This is a genomic window from Sphaerisporangium sp. NBC_01403 (genome assembly GCF_045040145.1).
GTDB classification, from domain to species: Bacteria; Actinomycetota; Actinomycetes; order Streptosporangiales; family Streptosporangiaceae; genus Sphaerisporangium; species Sphaerisporangium viridialbum.
Genome location: NZ_CP109534.1, coordinates 1,767,259 through 1,783,905 on the forward strand (window position 1 = coordinate 1,767,259; position 16,647 = coordinate 1,783,905).

Below are 16,647 nucleotides of genomic sequence, written 5' to 3' on the forward strand. Positions count from 1 at the left end.
GGGCGCGCGTTCAGCCGGTCGTCACCGGAGCGTGCTCCTGGAGCAGGGCGATGACCTTGCGCATCCAGGCCGGATTGGCGGGCCACGCCAAGCCGGAGACGAGGTTGTCGTCGATCACCACCTCGTCGTCGACGAAGTGGGCGCCGGCCGCTTCCAAGTCGGCGGCGACGGTGGGCCAGCCCGCCGTACGACGGCCCTTGAGTGCCCCGGTCGCCGCGAGGATCAGCGGACCGTGGCACTGGACCGCGATCACCTTCCGCTCGCTGACGAAGTGGTCGACGATGCGCCGCACGTGCGTGTCGTAGCGGAGGTACTCCGGTGCCCGCCCGCCGGGGATGACCAGGGCGACGTAGTTCTCGGGCCGCACGTCGGCGAAGGCGACGTCGGCGTCCCAGAGGTATCCGGGCTTCTCGGTGTAGGTGTCGAAGCCCTCTTCGAAGTCGTGCACGACCAGCTGGATCTTCTTCTTGGAGGGGGCGGCGAGGTGGACCTCGTACCCCTCCTCCAGCAGCCGCTGGTAGGGATAGACGGTCTCCAGCGTCTCGGAGGCGTCGCCGGCGATGATGAGTACGCGTGCCATGTGGGGTCTCCTGCGGATGTGGTGGGCTGGGAGGGGGTTTCCGCCGCGGCGGTCTATCGCCTGACGGCGATCGCGGTGATCTCGATCAACTGGCCGGGGTGCAGCAGCCGTGACACCTGCACCCAGGTCGCCGCCGGGGCGGCGGACCCGAAGTACGCGCGGAACAGGTCGGCGTGTTCTGTGAGCGCGTCGATGTCGGTGGTGTAGACCGTCACCGACACCACGTCGGCGAGCCGCGCGCCGACCTCTTCGAGGGAGCGCTTCAGGACGTCCAGTTCGAACTCCGTCTGCCCGCGCAGGTCGCCGGGGCACACGAGTTCGAGCGCGTCGACCTCGCCGCGCAGGGGCGTCATTCCGGACAGGTGGACGGTGTCGCCGACGACCACGGTCTGCGCGAAGGCGAAGGTGTCGAAGACCGACTCGCCGAGGTAGCCGGGCACGGACGGGTGGGTGGGCATGGGTGTCCCTTCTCTGGTCTCTCGTTCCGAGAGGTGGCGAAAAGCGCGGACGCCTGTGGTCCGCACGTGAAGTCGGGTCAGAGATCGAGCACCAGCCGGGAGGACGCGCAGCGGGAGACGCAGAGCATCATGCTGGTCCCGGAGGCGCGTTCCGCGGCCGAGAGCACGGAGTCCCGGTGGTCGGGCCGGCCATCGAGCACCTTCGTCTCACAGGAGCCGCATGTGCCCTGGTAACAGCTGCCGACGTTCACCAGGCCGGCGCGCTCGACGACGTCGAGGATCGAGGTGTCCGCCGGTACGCGCAGCGTCACCCCGGAGCGGGCGAGTTCGACGTCGAACGCGGTGTCGGCGGCCGGCTTCAGGGGCGCCGCCGGGGCGAAGCGTTCGACGTGGAGCGCGTCCGGCGGCAGGGTCTGGCAGAGCTGCTCGACCGCGGCGATGAGCCCGGGAGGTCCGCAGCAGTACACCGCCGTTCCCTCCGCCACGCGCCCCAGCTCCGCCGCCAGATCGGGCCGGCCCTGCTCGTCCTCGGGCTGGATCGTGACCCGGTCGCCGTACGCGCCGAGCTCGTCGAGGAACGCCATGGACGATCTGGACCGGCCGCCGTACAGCAACGTCCAGGGAACGCCGGACAGCTCGGCCTGGTCGATCATGGACAGCAGGGGGGTCATGCCGATCCCCCCGCCGATGAACAGGTAACGCGGCGCCGGAACGAGAGGGAAGGCGTTGCGCGGGGCGCCCACCGGGACGAGGTCGCCGACGCGGAGCACGTCGTGGACCCACCGTGACCCCCCGCGCCCTTGGGGTTCGCGGTACGCCGCCACGCGCCATTCGTCGGTGCGGCGCGGGTCCCCGCAGAGTGAGTACTGGCGGACGCCGGCGGGCGTGTGCAGGTCCACGTGCGCGCCCGGTTCCCACGAGGGCAGCCGCGCGCCGTGGGGGTGGACCAGGGTGACGGAAACGATGTCGTCGGCTTCCCACCGCAGTTGCCGGACGCGCAGGTCGGTCATCGCATTCTTTCCGGGCGAGAGGCGGGGCGGGGGTCAGTTGATGAAGTCGCGCGACGGGTGCGTCCGGGGGAAGTCGCGGACGTACTGCAGGAACCGGTTGAGCGCCTTGTCGCTGCGTGTCGTGGTGCCCGGACGGAAGTGGACGGTGTTGAGCACGGGGCGGTCGTCGGCGACGATGCTCTCCTCAAGGGCCTGGATGGCGTCGAGGAACTCCTCGGTGTCGCCGTCCACCGCGTCGTCGCGGCGGGCGGCCAGCACGAGGAACGACGTGATCGACCCGGGCTGGGGGATGCCGAAGGGCATGATGAACCCGAACCAGCGGCCGTTGACCGAGCCCGACTGGTAGAAGATGTTGGTCGCGGTGATGCCGAGGTCGTAGGCGATGAGGTCACCGGAGGGCAGCCGCCCTTCGAAGTTGTAGCGAAACGAGTGGTCGGTCCACGTGAACTGGTCGGGGTCGGGGTCCCCGTTGTCGAAGGTGATGTTGTGCAGGGCCTTGATGTGCTGGACGTCGGGCGTGTTGGCGCAGAAGACCCACGGATCGACGGGGAAGATCTCGTCCATCTCCAGGGTCCGCACGACGAGTTCCTCGTCGGGGAACGGGAAGTCGGGCAGATCGAAGGTGGGGGTTTCGCCGTTGAACGCCCACACCAGCCCGTACCGCTCCTGGACCGGGAAGACGAAGAGCTGCGCCCGTGGCGGTGCCGGGTCGCCGCAGCCGGTGGCCACGCAGGCGCCGGAGTCGTCGAAGCGCCAGTGGTGGAACGCGCAACGCAGCTGTCCCTCGTGGACGTCGCCCACGGAGAGGTCGGCGCCGAGATGGGGGCAGTACGCGCTCAGCACCCTGGCCGACCCGTCCGGTCCCCGGTACACGACGACCCGGCCGTCGAGGAAGTCGCGGCCCACGACCTTCCCGGCGGGGACGTCGGAGGACAGGCAGATCGGGAACCAGGATCGGGAGAATCCGCCCTCACCCTCCGGCGGGATCGGCGGCGCAAGGACGCGCCGACGCGCGGGAGGTGCGGATTGCTCGAAAGATGTCGCGGACATGGAAACTCCCTACTCCGCACGATCGGCGGACGCAGATGCCCGGGAGGCCGGCTCCCGTAAGGAAGGGGAAGGTTAGAGTTAATGCTCTAGCCGCTTTTCTAGAGTATTAACTCTAGAAGCGGTGGTGTCAACGATGGTGGGCGCACGTGTATCCCGGCACGGGCGAAGGTGGCGAAAGCCGGATGAGCGGAGGTCAAGAACACATGGCGGGCACGAAGGACCGGATCCTCGACGGGAGCCTGGAGCTGTTCAACAGCAGGGGTGTCCAGGCGGTGACGACCAATCACATCGCGGACCACCTGAGGATGAGCCCCGGGAACCTCTACTACCACTTCCGCAGCAAGGAGCACATCATCCGCTCCCTGTTCGAACGCATCGACACCGCCGCCCGCGAGGTCATGGCCCCGCTGCCGACGCCCGTGAGTCCCCAGCAGTGGGCCGAGGTCTTCCTGCACGGCCTGGACACGGTCTGGCGGTACCGCTTCTTCTTCGCCAACATCGTGGAGATCGCCGGGCGGGACGAGATGCTCGCCTCCCGCCTGAGGGCCCTGACCGAGTGGATCCTGGACTGGACCACCGCCGCGATCGACGCCCTGATCGAGCAGGGCTCGATGGCGGCCCTGGCCCGCGACGACCGGCGGCGTCTCGCGGAGGACATCTTCATCATCATCTGGAACTGGACGAGCTTCGCCGTCGCGTTCCGCGGGCACACGCGGCTGCACGAGCTCGACGCGCGCGAAGGCGTGCTCCACTCGATGCTGCTGCTCACCCCGCACTTCGAGCCGGAGTTCGCCGAACGCGTCCGGGCCGCGATCGACCACGCCACGGCGACGTGATCGATGCGGCCCAGGTGCCCGGGGTGCCCAGGGTGGCCGGACGCGCCTACTGGCCGGCCACGCCGGCCTCAAGCGTCGAGGAGCCCAGCGTCGCGAGCAGCTGCGCCTGCTCCCGCCGGTACGCGGCCACGTTGGCGAGCTTGACGTCCTCGTAGCCGCGCACCATGTCGGGTAGGTCGGCCAGCCGGAGGAGCGCGGGATGGTCGGCGGGCACGGCGGAGAGAGCCTGGAGCACCACGTCGCGGTATTCTCCGACGAGCTCCCGCTCGACCCTGCGGACCCCGGCGTAGCCGAACAGGTCCAGGCGGGTCCCGCGAACGCCCCGCATCGCGCGCAGCACGCGGAAGGCCGGCCGGAACCAGCGGCCGAAACGGATCTTGCGCTTCATGCCGAGCGTCCTGAAGACCGGCGGATGCAGGTTGTAGGAGTAGGTGGACCCCGCGCCGTACTCCGCCTCGATGGCGGGCGACAGGCTCGCGTCGAGGGACAGCCGGGCGACCTCGTACTCGTCCTTGTACGCCATCAGCTTGTGGAGGTTGCGGGCCACCGCCTCGGTGACGGCGGTGGGGCCCCCCTCACGCTCGCGTACCCGCTCGACGAACTCCGCGTACGCCGTGGCGTAGCGGTCGTCCTGGTAGTCGACGAGGTCGGGCACGCGGATGTCCAGCAACCGTGCCAGCTCCGTGCCCGGCTCCGCCTTGACGATCGCCCGTACGCGCCTCGCGGCGGCGTCGAGGCGAGGGGCTGGGGAGGCCGCAGGGGCGGTGGGCGGCGCGAAAGCGGCCTGCAGGGAGTCCGGGTCGGCGACGGCCTGCCTGCCACGCCGGAACGCCTGCTTGTTGGCCTCCACCGCCACGCCGTTCAGCTCGATGGCGCGCTCGATGCGGCTCGCGGGCATCGGGATCGCCCCTGCTTGGTAGGCCGCGCCGAGCTGCAGGATGTTGGCGAACTGGCCGTCGTCGAACAGGGCCTCCGCCAGCCCCCGGGCGTCCAGATAGAAGGCGGACGAGACGGCCGTCTCGATGGCGGCGTGGATGCTGCTCTGCCGCGGGAACGACACGCTCGTGTCGACGATCATCCGGCCGGTGGGGACCTCGGTGGTGGAAACGACGGCGACCGTGCGCTCGGGGGACGCGGCTTCCAGGTGCGCCGGGTCCGCCGCCACCAGGGAGTCGCACGCGAGGTAGAGGTCGCATTCGGCGGTGGCGAGCTTCGGCGCCCGCTCCACGGGAGCCGAGGTCACCCTGATGTCGGAGACGACGGCGCCGCCCTTCTGTGCGAGCCCGGTCTGGTCGAGCCCGCGCACATGCCTGCCGTCGATCACCGCGGCGGTCGCGAGGATCTGCGCGACGGTGACCACCCCCGTGCCGCCGATGCCCGTGATGCGCACCGCGAAGTCGCCGTTCGCCTCCCGCCTGCCGGGCTCGGGCAGCGCGTCACCGGGCAGGTCGGCGGCGCGCGTGTGGTGCTTGCGTCCGGTGGGCACCACGGTCAGGAACGAGGGGCAGTCGCCGGAGAGGCACGAGTAGTCCACGTTGCACGACGACTGGTGGATCCTGGTCTTGCGCCCGAACTCGGTGGGCACCGGCTGCACGGACAGGCAGTTGGATTTGGCGCCGCAGTCGCCGCACCCCTCGCACAACCGCTCGTTGATCACCACCCTGGTCGCGGGCGTGGGCTGCTTGCCACGGCGGCGCTTGCGGCGCTTCTCAGCCGCGCACTCCTGGTCGTGGATGAGCACCGTCACCCCGGCGGTGGCCGCCAGTTCCTCCTGGCTGCGCAGCAGCTCGTCACGGTGACGGACCTCGACCCCCTTCGGGAACGCGGCGCCGCGCAGGCGCTCGGGAGCGTCAGTGGTGACGATCACCTTGGCGACGCCCTCGACCAGCAGCAGCGAGGCCAGCCGGTCGACCGGCAGCGCGCCCACCGCCTGCTGCCCGCCCGTCATCGCCACGGCGGAGTTGTGCAGGAGCTTGAAAGTGATGTTGACACCGGCGGCGACGGCGGCGCGCACCGCGAGGCTGCCCGAGTGCGTGAACGTGCCGTCCCCGATGTTCTGCACGAAGTGGCGGGTGTCGACGAAGGGGGCCATGCCGATCCACTGGGCGCCCTCCCCGCCCATCTGCGTGAGGCCGACGACCTCGCCTACCTGGTCGGGCTCCATGAACAGCGCCATCGTGTGGCAACCGATCCCGGCGCCCACGAGAGACCCCTCAGGGACCTTCGTCGAGGAGTTGTGGGGGCAGCCCGAGCAGAAGTACGGCGTGCGCGCCAGCAAAGGGAGGGAGACGCGCTCTCGCCTGACACGCTGCCGCCATGTGCGTACCGGCTCGATCTCGTAGGTTGACAGCCGGCGGGCGAGACCGGCGGCGATCACGTCCGGGTTCAGCTCTCCTGACGCGCTGAACAGCGTCGTCCCGTCGGGACCGGTCTTGCCGTGGACGGCGGGCGCGGGGGAGCGGCCGTACAGGATCTCCTTGATCGCGGACTCGACGAACGACCGCTTCTCCTCGACCACGACGATCTCGGACAACCCGGTGGCGAACTCGCGGACGACGGTGGGCTCGACGGGATGGATCACGCCGAGCTTCAGCAGCCGGATGCCGAACCGTGCCAGGTCGTCGTCGTCCAGGCCGAGGATGCTGAGCGCCTGGCGGAGGTCCAGGTAGGACTTGCCCGACGCGACGATCCCGATCCGGCCGTCCGGCCCGGCGCCGCTGATCCGGTTGACGCCGCTGGCGCGTACGTACTCCACCGCCATTGGGAGGCGCACGGTGAACAGGTCGCGCTCCAGCCCCGCGAGCTCGCCGCCGAGCAGGCGGGAGCTGGGGCGGTGCGAGTACGGCCGGGCAGAACCGAGCGCGGCCGTCGCCATCGCCGGAGGGTTCCAGTCCCGGCGGACGACCGCGGTGTGCGCGGCGTCGGCGACGTTGGTGACCACCTTCATCGCCGCCCAGACGCCGCTGGCACGCGACAGTTCCACCGCGTGCAGCCCGTAGTCCAGCAGATCCTGCGAATCGGCGGGGTAGAAGGTCGGCATGGCGAGGTCGGCAAGGGCGAGCTCGGACGCGCAGGGCACCGTGGAAGACTTGGCGTTCGGGTCGTCGCCCACCAGAGCCACCGCACCACCGGCGGGGTGGGTGCCGGCGAGGTTGGCATGCCGGAGCGCGTCGCTCGCCCGATCCAGCCCGGGGGCCTTGCCGTACCACCAGCCCACCACACCGCCCGTCCGCCGCGCGCTCGCGAGCTGGCTGCCCATCACCGACGTCGCGGCCAGCTCCTCGTTCAGCCCGGGCCGATGCACCACGTCGTGGCCGGCGAGCAGGCTCGCGCGCCGGGCCAGCTCCAGATCGAACCCGGCGAGGGGCGAACCTTCGTAGCCGGAGACGAACGCCGCGGTGTCCATCCCTCTCTTCCGGTCCTGCCTGACCACGTCGAGCAGGACCCGCACCAGAGCCTGTACGCCGGTGAGATAGACGGTCCCCTCCTCCCGGAGGTAGCGGTCGTCCAAGGTGAAGCCGGTCGCCGCGGCACCCGCTGATGTGGCCACAACTGTCTCCTCGGTGTCAGCTGCACGATCGGCACAGCAGACCAAGCACCGGGCGTGGCGCACAACAACGGGCACCGATCTCGCGGCCAACACGCAAAGATCGCGACCGGGAAAGGCCCGGTGACGCGGATCCTTTGCGCGCGCATACACTCACCGTCCATGGGAGAGGAGCTCATCGACGGGACGGATCGGGAGATCCTTGACCTGCTGCGCGAGGACGCGCGGCGGACGTTGTCCGACATCGCCACCCGGGTGACGCTCTCGACGGCTGCCGTGAAACGCCGCATCGACCGCCTGCAGAAGATCGGTGTGATCCTGGGTTTCACCGTCCAGGTGGATCAGGCGAAGCTCGGCTGGGGGATCGAGGCGTTCGTCGAGCTGCGGTTCGCCGGCACGACCAGGGTGGCCGAGATCGTGCAGACGACGACCCGGATGCCGGAGACCCAGGCGGTGTTCACCATCGCGGGCGATCCCGACGCCCTTGTCTGGCTCCGCGTACGGGATCTCGCCCACCTCCAGAACACGATCGACGCGATCCGCAGAAGCCATCGCGTCACCGGCACCAGGACGCTGATCGTCCTCGACTCATGGACGAGTGGCGAGCTGCGGTCCGACCGGTGACCACGCCGCCGGGTTCACCCGCCGAAGGCGGGACCGGCCGCCCGGCGGGAGCCCGATGCCGGAGGGGCGAGCCCATGAACGCCAGAAGGCCGCCAAGGCCCCTGAGCTGGGACTTTGGCGGCCGTTTGACCAGGTCAACCCAATAGATGCTATGGGCGGTGGTGGGCGATACTGGGATTGAACCAGTGGCCTCTACCGTGTCAAGGTAGCGCTCTCCCACTGAGCTAATCGCCCTTGGCTGATCATCACGCAGAGGTGGAGACGGGATTTGAACCCGTGTACGCGGCTTTGCAGGCCGCTGCCTCGCCTCTCGGCCACTCCACCAGGGCGAGGCCTCTGAGTGGAGACCTCTCCGAGCGGACGACGGGATTCGAACCCGCGACCCTCACCTTGGCAAGGTGATGCTCTACCAGCTGAGCCACGTCCGCATGTCTCCCGCGGGGCGGTTGCCCTCCCGCGGCGACGTCACGGAACTCTAGCGGGTTTTCCGCGCCTGTGCCTAACCGGAAAGCCGATCCGGGCGGCGCCCCGCCCGCCGGGCCGTACGGGCGGGCCGTGAAGGGACGGCTAGAGGGTGGCCGAACCGCGGAAGTTGCGGGCGACGCTGCGCTCGACGGCCGGCAGGGTGAGGAAGATCTCCAGGATCCGGGTGAGCCGGTGCACCTCTATGCGGTGGAAGGGCGGCCCGTCGGACCTGGCGAGCAGGAACGTGAGCGCGAGCGGCGGCAGGGGCGCCGCGACGATGTGGAGGCCGGAGGGCAGGGTGTGCGCCTCGGGCCGGGGCGGGGTGATCGAGGGGAACGGCACGTCGTCCGGAGCCCGCCAGCTCGAGTGGACGACGGTTCGCGGGGTCTTCTCGGTTGCGGTGGCGGCCCAGTCGGCGCTGAACAGCACGGGCATGGAGTCGATCAGCGTGGCCAGCGCCCGGTCGCCCGCCGTGGTGATGTACTTCAGGATCTCCAGCTCGGGGTAGGTGCCCGGGGCCTCGCGGGTGCCCCAGACCCCCTCGACGATGATGTCGGGAACGGTTTCGAGCCCCTGGACGAGGGTCTCGCGCGGGGCCGAGTCGGGCCAGAAGACGGTGAGGTCGTCGACGGCCCGGCCCTCGCCGCGCTCCAGCACGACGAGCTGGATGATGTCGGCACCGGCGATCCCGAGCACGCGTGTCACCTGGCCCAGGGATCCCGGGCGGTCAGGCAGTGAGATACGCAGTCTCAGGAGCATCCAGCGCCTCCGGTGTCACGTGCGGCAGCACCCGGTCCCAATCTATCCGGCCGCGCTCCCTACGGTCCAAGCGGCCGGGGGCGTACCAGGCGACTCTCACACTCTGCCCCGCTGTGGGGTACAACTGGGCAGGTGAAGATAGGTGCGATCGAGGTCTGGCCCCCGGTGGTCCTCGCGCCGATGGCGGGAGTCACCAACGCCCCGTTCCGCGCGCTGTGCCGCGAGCAGGGCGGTGGCCTGTACGTCTCCGAGATGATCACCACCCGGGCCCTGGTCGAGCGCAACGCCAAGACCTTCGCGATGATCCGCTTCGAGCCGGGGGAGCGGCCCAGGAGCATCCAGCTCTACGGGGTCGACCCCGCCATCGTGGGCAGGGCCGTCCAGATCATCGCCGAGGAGGGCCTGGCCGACCACGTCGACCTCAACTTCGGCTGCCCGGTGCCCAAGGTCACCAGGCGGGGCGGCGGGTCGGCGCTGCCGTACAAGCGCGACCTGCTCCGGCGCATCCTGCGCGAGGCCGTGGCGAACGCCGGCACGCTGCCGGTCACGATGAAGATGCGCAAGGGCATCGACGACGATCACCTGACCTACCTCGACGCGGGCCGCATCGCCGTCGAGGAGGGGGTGAGCGCCATCGCCCTGCACGGCCGCACGGCGGTGCAGCACTACGGCGGAGTGGCCGACTGGGAGTCGATCGCCCGGCTGAAGGACGCGGTCCCCGAGATCCCCGTGCTCGGCAACGGCGACATCTGGAGCGCCGCCGACGCCCTCCGCATGATGGAGCGCACCGGCTGCGACGGGGTCGTGGTGGGCCGAGGGTGCCTCGGCCGTCCCTGGCTCTTCCGTGACCTCGACAACGCCTTCGAGGGCGGGCGCGAGCGCGTCCGCCCGGCGCTGGGCGAGGTGGCCGCGACCATGAGGCGTCACGCCGAGCTGCTCGTGGAGCACTTCGGCGGTGAGACCCACGGCGTGCTGGACTTCCGCAAGCACATCGGCTGGTACCTCAAGGGCTTCACCGTCGGCGCGGAGGCGCGCCGGGAGCTCGCCACCAGCGGCTCGCTCGCCGAGCTCGGCGAGCGCCTGGCCCTGCTGCCTCAGGACCAGCCGTGGCCGGAGGAGGCCGCGGACGGGCCGCGCGGCAAGTCCGGCGCCCGCGAGCGGGTGCACCTGCCCGAGGGCTGGCTCGACGACCCGTACGACGCCGCGGTGCCCGAGGGCGCCGAGCTGGACTCCTCGGGCGGCTGAGCCCGCCCCTGGGCCAGGGTCAGAGGCGGTCGACGCCGACGACGTGCACCACGGCGCGGCCCTCCTCGTCGGAGGCGGCGAGGTCGACCTGGGCGCTGATGCCCCAGTCGTGGTCCTCCGCCGGGTCGTGGAGCACCTGCCGCACCCGCCAGAGCTCCTTCTCCTCCTCGATGAGCAGCAGGGCCGGGCCGCGCGCGTCCGGGCCGGTGCGGATCTCGTCGTGCTCCTCGTAGTAGGCGTCGAGCGCGCTCTCCCAGTCGATGTCGGCCAGCTCGCGCAGCTCGTCGTACCGCTCCAGCGCCGCCAGCTCGACCATGCGGAACATGGCGTTGCGCACCAGCACCCGGAAGGCCCGCCGGTTGCCGGTGACCGGCCTGGTGGTCTCCTCCAGGCCGGGCCGCTCCAGCTCGTCGGTGGGGTTCTGAAGTTGCTCCCACTCGTCCAGCAGGCTGGAGTCCACCTGGCGCACCAGCTCGCCGAGCCACTCGATGAGATCCTGCAGGTCCTCGGTCTTCATGTGGTCGGGGACGGTGCGGCTCAGCGTGCGGTAGGCGTCGGCGAGGTAGCGCAGCACCGTGCCCTCCGACCTGGCCAGCTCGTAGAACTGCACGTACTCGGTGAAGGTCATCGCCCGCTCGTACATCTCGCGCACGACCGACTTGGGGCTGACGGCGTAGTCGCCCACCCACGGGTGCCCGCGCCTGTACGTCTCGTAGGCGCCGAACAGCAGCTCCTGGAGCGGCATGGGATAGGTGATCTCGGTGAGGAGCTCCATGCGCTCCTCGTACTCGATGCCGTCGGCCTTCATCTGGGCCACGGCCTCGCCGCGCGCCTTGTTGAGCTGGGAGTGCAGGATCTGGCGGGGGTCGTCGAGCGTCGACTCGACGATCGAGACGATGTCCAGCGGGTAGGTCACCGACTCGGCGTCCAGCAGCTCGAAGGCCGCCAGGGCGAACGTCGACAGCACCTGGTTGAGCGCGAAGTCCTCCTGCAGGTCGACGGTGAGGCGGGCCATGCGGCCGTACTCGTCGGGCTCGCTCAGCTTCTCGACGACCCCGCCGGCCAGCAGTGAGCGGTAGATCGCGATCGCGTGGCTGATGTGCCGCCGCTGGGCTCTGCGGTCCTCGTGGTTGTCGGTGAGCAGGCTCTTCATCGCCGCGAAGCAGTCGCCCGGACGGTTGATGACGGCCAGCAGCATGGCGTTGCTGACCTTGAACCGCGAGCTCAGCGGCTCGGGCTCGGCCTTCTGGAGGCGCTCGAAGGTCTCCTCGCCCCAGCTCACGAAGCCCTCGGGGGCCTTCTTACGCACGACCCTGCGGCGCTTCTTGGGGTCGTCCCCGGCCTTGGCCAGGGCCTTCTCGTTCTCCACGACGTGGTCTGGGGCCTGGCAGACGACGTAGCCGAGGGTGTCGAAGCCCGCGCGCCCCGCGCGCCCGGCGATCTGGTGGAACTCGCGGGCGCGCAGCAGGCGGACGCGGTTGCCGTCGTACTTGCTGAGCGCCGTGAACAGCACCGTGCGGATCGGGACGTTGACGCCGACGCCGAGGGTGTCGGTGCCGCAGATGACCTTGAGGAGCCCGGCCTGGGCGAGGCGTTCCACGAGCCGCCGGTACTTCGGCAGCATCCCCGCGTGGTGCACGCCGATGCCGTGCCGTACGAGCCGGGAGAGCGCGCGCCCGAACTTGGTCGTGAAGCGGAAGCGCCCGATGAGCGAGGCGATGGCCTCCTTCTCGGCCTTCGTGGACATGTTGACGCTCATCAGGGCCTGGGCCCGCTCCATGGCCGAGGCCTGGGTGAAGTGGACCACGTACACCGGCGCCGACTGGGTGGAGAGCAGCTCCTCCAGCGTCTCGTGCAGCGGGGTGGTGCGGTAGCTGTAGTAGAGCGGGACCGGGCGCGTGGCCGAGCGCACCACCGCCGTCTCGCGGCCGGTGCGCCGCGTCAGGTCGGTCTCGAACCGCGTCATGTCGCCGAGCGTCGCCGACATCAGGACGAACTGCACCTGCGGCAGCTCCAGCAGCGGCACCTGCCAGGCCCAGCCCCGGTCGGGCTCGGCGTAGAAGTGGAACTCGTCCATCACGACCTGGCCGATGTCGGCGTCCGCGCCGTCGCGCAGGGCGATGTTGGCGAGGATCTCGGCCGTGCAGCAGATGATCGGCGCCGAGGAGTTGACGGCGGCGTCGCCGGTCATCATGCCGACGTTCTCCGTGCCGAAGACGGCGCACAGGTCGAAGAACTTCTCAGACACCAGGGCCTTGATCGGCGCGGTGTAGAAGGTGCGCTTGCCGGCGGCGAGCGCGGCGAAGTGGGCGCCCGCCGCGACCAGGCTCTTACCCGACCCCGTCGGTGTGGACAGGATCACGTTGTTGCCGTAGAGGATCTCGATGAGCGCCTCCTCCTGCGCGGGGTAGAGCGTGAGCCCGCGCTGGGAGTTCCATTCCACGAACGCCTCGAAGAGGGCGTCGGGTCCGGTGTCCTGGGGAAGGTGCTCGAGGAGGGTCACACCGTCAATACTGCCGAAAGCCGCGCCATGGTCCGTCCACATGGAGGAGAACCGTCCCGTCGCCTGGTGATCCTGTGAACCCCGGCGGCCGTCCCCGCGTCTTCCTGCGGGAGCCGGAGAGGCTCCGGGGGAGAGGGAGTGGCGATGCGTGGATCGAAGGCGGCCGTGGTCCTGACGGCGGCGGTGGGAATGCTGGTCCTGCCCGTCCCCGCCGAGGCGGGCACGGCGGCGGGGGCCGGTACGGCCGTGCGGGCGGCGGGAGCGGTGCGTGCCCCGGCGAGCGTCGCGAAGAGCCTGTTCAAGGCCTGGCTGAGGCGCGACAGGGGCGCGGCGGCGGCCGTGGCGTCCCCCGCGGCGGTGAAGACGCTGTTCGCGTACGCCTACCGGGCGCCGGACCGGTTCGACGGCTGCACCGGCAACACCTGCCGCTTCGTCCACACCAGCGTCCGGGTGCCCGGCGCGCTGAACGGCATCCGGATGATCGTCTCGGGGGACACCGTCGCCAAGGTGTACGAGTCACGGCACCTCACCACCGCCGAGAAGACCGCGAAGTACCTCTACGCCGCGTGGAAGGCCGGGGACCGGAACCGCGGCCTGGAGATCGCCTCCACGGGCGCGGTGAAGACGCTGTTCCGCAGCAGGTTCGGCGGGGCCGGCTACATCTTCCAGGGATGCAATCCCGAGAAGGGCGGGAAGTCCTGCGCCTACTCCTACGAGGGCGGCGCCATGTTCATGCACACCCGGGGCAGCGAGGCGCGCGGCTACGAGGTGCGCTCGATCTCCTACATCGCCGACTGATCACCGTCCCGGCGGCGTCCGGCCGGACGAACGCGCCCCGGCCGTACGAGCGGCCTGCGAGCGCCTTCGGGCGGGTGGGACGCGTGGCACGATGGTGGCATGCGTGATCTCGCGGCCGAATGGTCGGGACTCGCGGGCGGATCCCCGGCGGCTCTGGCAGTCGGGGCGGAGCTCGTCGGGCGGTGGTCGGAGCCGCACCGGCGCTACCACACGCTCGACCACCTGCGCTCGGTGCTCACGGCGATCGAGCCGATCGCCGTGCTCGCCGCCGATCCCGTGGCGGTGCGGCTGGCCGCCTGGTTCCACGACGCGGTGTACGACGGCCGGCCAGGCCGCGACGAGGAGCGCAGCGCCCAGCTCGCGCGGTCCCGCCTTCCCCGCCTGCTGCCGCTGCCGGGAACGGCCCGGCCCGAGCACCCTCCAGCGAGTGGCGCCGGGCGGCCTGCCGGCACCGGTGACCGATGGTCTCCCGGGGGAGGTCTGGGGCTGGTCGGCGAGGTGGCCAGGCTCGTACGGCTGACGGCCACCCACGACCCGGCGCCGGGCGACCGCGACGGCGAGGTGCTCTGCGACGCCGACCTCGCGGTGCTGGCCGGGCCCGGGTACGACGCCTATGCCCGCGCCGTGCGGGAGGAGTACCGCCACGTGCCCGACGAGGCGTTCAGGGCGGGCAGGTCGCGGGTGCTGGAGAGCCTCCTCGCGATGCCCTCGCTGTACCGCACCCCGGTGGCGCGCGACCTGTGGGAGTCCTCGGCCCGCGAGAACGTACGGGCCGAGCTGGCCGCTCTGGCGTGAACCCGCCGAGGCCGTGACCGGCTCACGAGGCCGTGACCGCGTCAGTAGGCCGTGTCCGGCGTCAGTGGGGTCGTGTCCGGCGTCAGTAGGCCGTGACCGGCGTCAGTGGGTCGTGACCGGCGTCAGCAGGCCGTGCGGCGGCGGCGGCGCGCGCGCGCGCGCGCGCGGCAGCGGCGGCGGCGGCGCCTCGGAAGGCGCGTCGATCGAGGCGCCTGACCGGCGTCGCTGGTCACAGCTCGTGGCTCCAGCTCGGCCGTCCCCGCGCGTACACCGTCTCCGGTACGTCGTAGTGGTCGCGGTCGAACGCCCTGCCGGGCACGCCGAGCCGCCCCGCGAAGGCGTGCAGTTCCTCCAGCGAGGAGTCGCTGACCAGGTGAGACCAGAGCAGGCCACGCGGCCCCGGCCAGTTGGGCGGATCGATGAGCACGGTCACACAGGGACGATACTGACACTCAGGTGCGTGAGGCGCTCTCAGAGGCCGAGGTCGTCGAGCTCCTTCATCAGGGCGGCCCGGGAGGGATCGCCGCTGGTGGCCGGTGGCCGCTCCAGGCCTCTGGCGGGGGAGCCGCCGACCGGCCTGGCGGCGGGCGCGCCCTGCGTGGCCGCCGCGGCGCGCGGACGCCGGTCGCGGAACAGCCAGCCGCCGAGGATGCCGCCGACGAAGCCGAACAGGTGCCCCTGCCAGCTGAACTCGTCGGTGGGCAGCAGCCCGGTGAACTGGTAGGCGAAGCAGAGCGCCATGACCAGCCCCACGACGATGTCGATGCGGTGCCGGTCGAAGATGCCCCGTACCAGGATGTAGCCGAAGTAGCCGAAGACCACGCCGCTGGCGCCCGCCGTGACGGTGAGCGGGTTGGACACGAACCACACGCCGAGGCCGCTCGCCACGGCGATCAGCGCGGTGACGCCGAGGAACTTCATCACCCCCCGGTAGGCGGCGAGGAAGCCGAAGACGAACAGCGGCCCCGAGTTGCCCTCGATGTGCGCCCAGCTCCAGTGCAGGAAGGGCGCGGAGACGATGTCGGGCAGCCGCGCCGGATCGCGCGCGGTGATGCCGAAGGACTGGCTGAGAGAGTAGCCGGAGGCCCAGTTGGCGATCTGCACGAGCCAGATGAAGGCGAGGAACCCCACCATGACCCAGAACGCCTTCTGGGCCTCGGCGACCATGATCTCGGCCTTCCGGTTTTCGGTGTCCACCCCTGCCTCCCTGACGGCGCGCACGCGCGCCGGAGTCCCTGCCGGCCGGACGGCTCGGACATCGCTTCCGCAGGTATCTTCGCAAACTTCACGCCAGGAGGGCCACCGGGCCGCCGGTGACGGGGAGGCCGGCCGTACGGGAGAGCGTGGCGCGCCAGGGCCGACCCGCTGTCAGGCCTGGCGCGCGAGCGGCTCACCTGCGGGTGCGTCCGGCGGGGTCGCTCAACTCTCGACGCGTTCGAGGATCACGACGGGGATCTCGCGGTCGGTCTTGGTCTGGTACTCGTCGTACTGCGGCCAGGTGGCCGTCATCAGCCGCCACACCTCGGGCTTCTCCTCCGGCGTCGCCGTGCGGGCACGCGCGCGGAACTTGTCGCCCTCGACCTGGACCTCGACGTCCGGGTTCGCCACAAGATTGTGGTACCAGTCGGGTGACTTCGGGTCGCCGCCCTTGGACGCCACGATGACGTAGTCGTCACCGTGCTTCTGGTAGATCAGCGGGTTCGTGCGCGGCTGCCCGCTGCTGCGCCCCGTGGTGGTCAGCAACAGGACGGTCGTGCCGTTCCAGTCGTGGCCCTCCTTGCCGTCGGTCGCGCGGTATCTGTCCACGTGCTCTTTGCCGTAAAGCATCGGTTCACCTTCCGAATCGACGTGTACTCCGGGTGGCCTACCCCAACGCGCCCCGCTGATCCGGCTCCCGCGGCACGCCCTCGGTGAACCGGGTGAGCGGGCGGGCGAAGGTGGCGCGGGCGCAACCGGGTAGGGCTCAGGGTACGAAGG

At 70.7% G+C, this 16,647-nt stretch carries 14 protein-coding genes, 3 tRNA genes and 1 pseudogene; 5 read left to right on the top strand and 13 right to left on the bottom strand.

The window, feature by feature from the left end; translation table 11 throughout:
• Positions 1–10: 10 nt before the first annotated feature.
• The 4 genes from OG589_RS07615 to OG589_RS07630 all read right to left on the bottom strand — a co-directional run bounded on the left by OG589_RS07615 (position 11) and on the right by OG589_RS07630 (position 3,098).
• On the bottom strand, positions 11–580 hold the full coding sequence (locus tag OG589_RS07615; protein ID WP_405147411.1) for a DJ-1/PfpI family protein: 570 nt from the start codon (positions 578–580) through the stop codon (positions 11–13).
• A 53-nt stretch (positions 581–633) separates the two neighbouring features.
• Positions 634–1,038 (bottom strand): RidA family protein, encoded by a 405-nt coding sequence (locus OG589_RS07620; RefSeq protein ID WP_405147413.1) that lies wholly within the window; start codon positions 1,036–1,038, stop codon positions 634–636.
• Positions 1,039–1,115: 77 nt separating this feature from the next.
• Positions 1,116–2,048, bottom strand: coding sequence for a PDR/VanB family oxidoreductase (locus OG589_RS07625; RefSeq protein WP_405147415.1), 933 nt, complete (start codon positions 2,046–2,048; stop codon positions 1,116–1,118).
• Between the two features lie 33 nt (positions 2,049–2,081).
• Positions 2,082–3,098 carry an aromatic ring-hydroxylating dioxygenase subunit alpha gene (locus tag OG589_RS07630; RefSeq protein ID WP_405147416.1) on the bottom strand — a complete coding sequence of 339 codons (1,017 nt, stop codon included), beginning with the start codon at positions 3,096–3,098 and terminating at the stop codon, positions 2,082–2,084.
• A 203-nt stretch (positions 3,099–3,301) separates the two neighbouring features.
• Between OG589_RS07630 and OG589_RS07635 the strand changes: the two genes are divergently transcribed.
• Positions 3,302–3,934, top strand: a complete 633-nt coding sequence (locus OG589_RS07635) for a TetR/AcrR family transcriptional regulator (protein ID WP_405147418.1) — start codon at positions 3,302–3,304, stop codon at positions 3,932–3,934.
• A 46-nt stretch (positions 3,935–3,980) separates the two neighbouring features.
• Here the strand turns inward: OG589_RS07635 and OG589_RS07640 are convergent, their stop codons facing one another.
• Positions 3,981–7,484, bottom strand: coding sequence for an indolepyruvate ferredoxin oxidoreductase family protein (locus tag OG589_RS07640; protein ID WP_405147420.1), 3,504 nt, complete (start codon positions 7,482–7,484; stop codon positions 3,981–3,983).
• Positions 7,485–7,643: 159 nt separating this feature from the next.
• Between OG589_RS07640 and OG589_RS07645 the strand changes: the two genes are divergently transcribed.
• Entirely contained in the window at positions 7,644–8,105 is a 462-nt protein-coding gene (locus OG589_RS07645; protein ID WP_405147422.1) for an Lrp/AsnC family transcriptional regulator, read from the top strand.
• A 159-nt stretch (positions 8,106–8,264) separates the two neighbouring features.
• Here OG589_RS07645 and OG589_RS07650 read toward each other — a convergent pair.
• The 4 genes from OG589_RS07650 to OG589_RS07665 all read right to left on the bottom strand — a co-directional run bounded on the left by OG589_RS07650 (position 8,265) and on the right by OG589_RS07665 (position 9,329).
• A tRNA-Val gene (locus OG589_RS07650) sits at positions 8,265–8,339 on the bottom strand.
• 19 nt (positions 8,340–8,358) lie between these two features.
• Positions 8,359–8,429, bottom strand: a tRNA-Cys gene (locus OG589_RS07655).
• A 31-nt stretch (positions 8,430–8,460) separates the two neighbouring features.
• A tRNA-Gly gene (locus OG589_RS07660) sits at positions 8,461–8,533 on the bottom strand.
• A gap of 139 nt (positions 8,534–8,672) precedes the next feature.
• On the bottom strand, positions 8,673–9,329 hold the full coding sequence (locus OG589_RS07665) for an ACT domain-containing protein (RefSeq protein ID WP_405147424.1): 657 nt from the start codon (positions 9,327–9,329) through the stop codon (positions 8,673–8,675).
• Between the two features lie 132 nt (positions 9,330–9,461).
• Between OG589_RS07665 and dusB the strand changes: the two genes are divergently transcribed.
• Positions 9,462–10,574, top strand: a complete 1,113-nt coding sequence (gene dusB, locus OG589_RS07670) for a tRNA dihydrouridine synthase DusB (RefSeq protein ID WP_405147426.1) — start codon at positions 9,462–9,464, stop codon at positions 10,572–10,574.
• Between the two features lie 19 nt (positions 10,575–10,593).
• On the opposite strand, the gene OG589_RS07675 is transcribed toward dusB, so the two are convergent.
• On the bottom strand, positions 10,594–13,086 hold the full coding sequence (locus OG589_RS07675; protein WP_405151980.1) for a DEAD/DEAH box helicase: 2,493 nt from the start codon (positions 13,084–13,086) through the stop codon (positions 10,594–10,596).
• Positions 13,087–13,221: 135 nt separating this feature from the next.
• Here OG589_RS07675 and OG589_RS07680 point away from each other — a divergent pair, with 135 nt between their 5' ends.
• Both OG589_RS07680 and OG589_RS07685 read left to right on the top strand, forming a co-directional pair.
• A complete protein-coding gene (locus tag OG589_RS07680; RefSeq protein WP_405147428.1) occupies positions 13,222–13,875 on the top strand; it encodes a hypothetical protein in 654 nt (217 codons plus the stop codon).
• A 99-nt stretch (positions 13,876–13,974) separates the two neighbouring features.
• A complete protein-coding gene (locus OG589_RS07685) occupies positions 13,975–14,670 on the top strand; it encodes a metal-dependent phosphohydrolase (RefSeq protein WP_405147429.1) in 696 nt (231 codons plus the stop codon).
• Between the two features lie 259 nt (positions 14,671–14,929).
• On the opposite strand, the pseudogene OG589_RS07690 reads toward OG589_RS07685, so the two are convergent.
• The 3 genes and pseudogenes from OG589_RS07690 to OG589_RS07700 all read right to left on the bottom strand — a co-directional run.
• Positions 14,930–15,103: pseudogene (locus OG589_RS07690) on the bottom strand (DUF4031 domain-containing protein); the annotation flags it as partial.
• A 38-nt stretch (positions 15,104–15,141) separates the two neighbouring features.
• On the bottom strand, positions 15,142–15,867 hold the full coding sequence (locus OG589_RS07695) for a rhomboid family intramembrane serine protease (protein ID WP_405147430.1): 726 nt from the start codon (positions 15,865–15,867) through the stop codon (positions 15,142–15,144).
• Between the two features lie 222 nt (positions 15,868–16,089).
• Positions 16,090–16,497 (bottom strand): nitroreductase family deazaflavin-dependent oxidoreductase, encoded by a 408-nt coding sequence (locus tag OG589_RS07700; RefSeq protein WP_405147432.1) that lies wholly within the window; start codon positions 16,495–16,497, stop codon positions 16,090–16,092.
• Between the last annotated feature and the right edge of the window lie 150 nt (positions 16,498–16,647).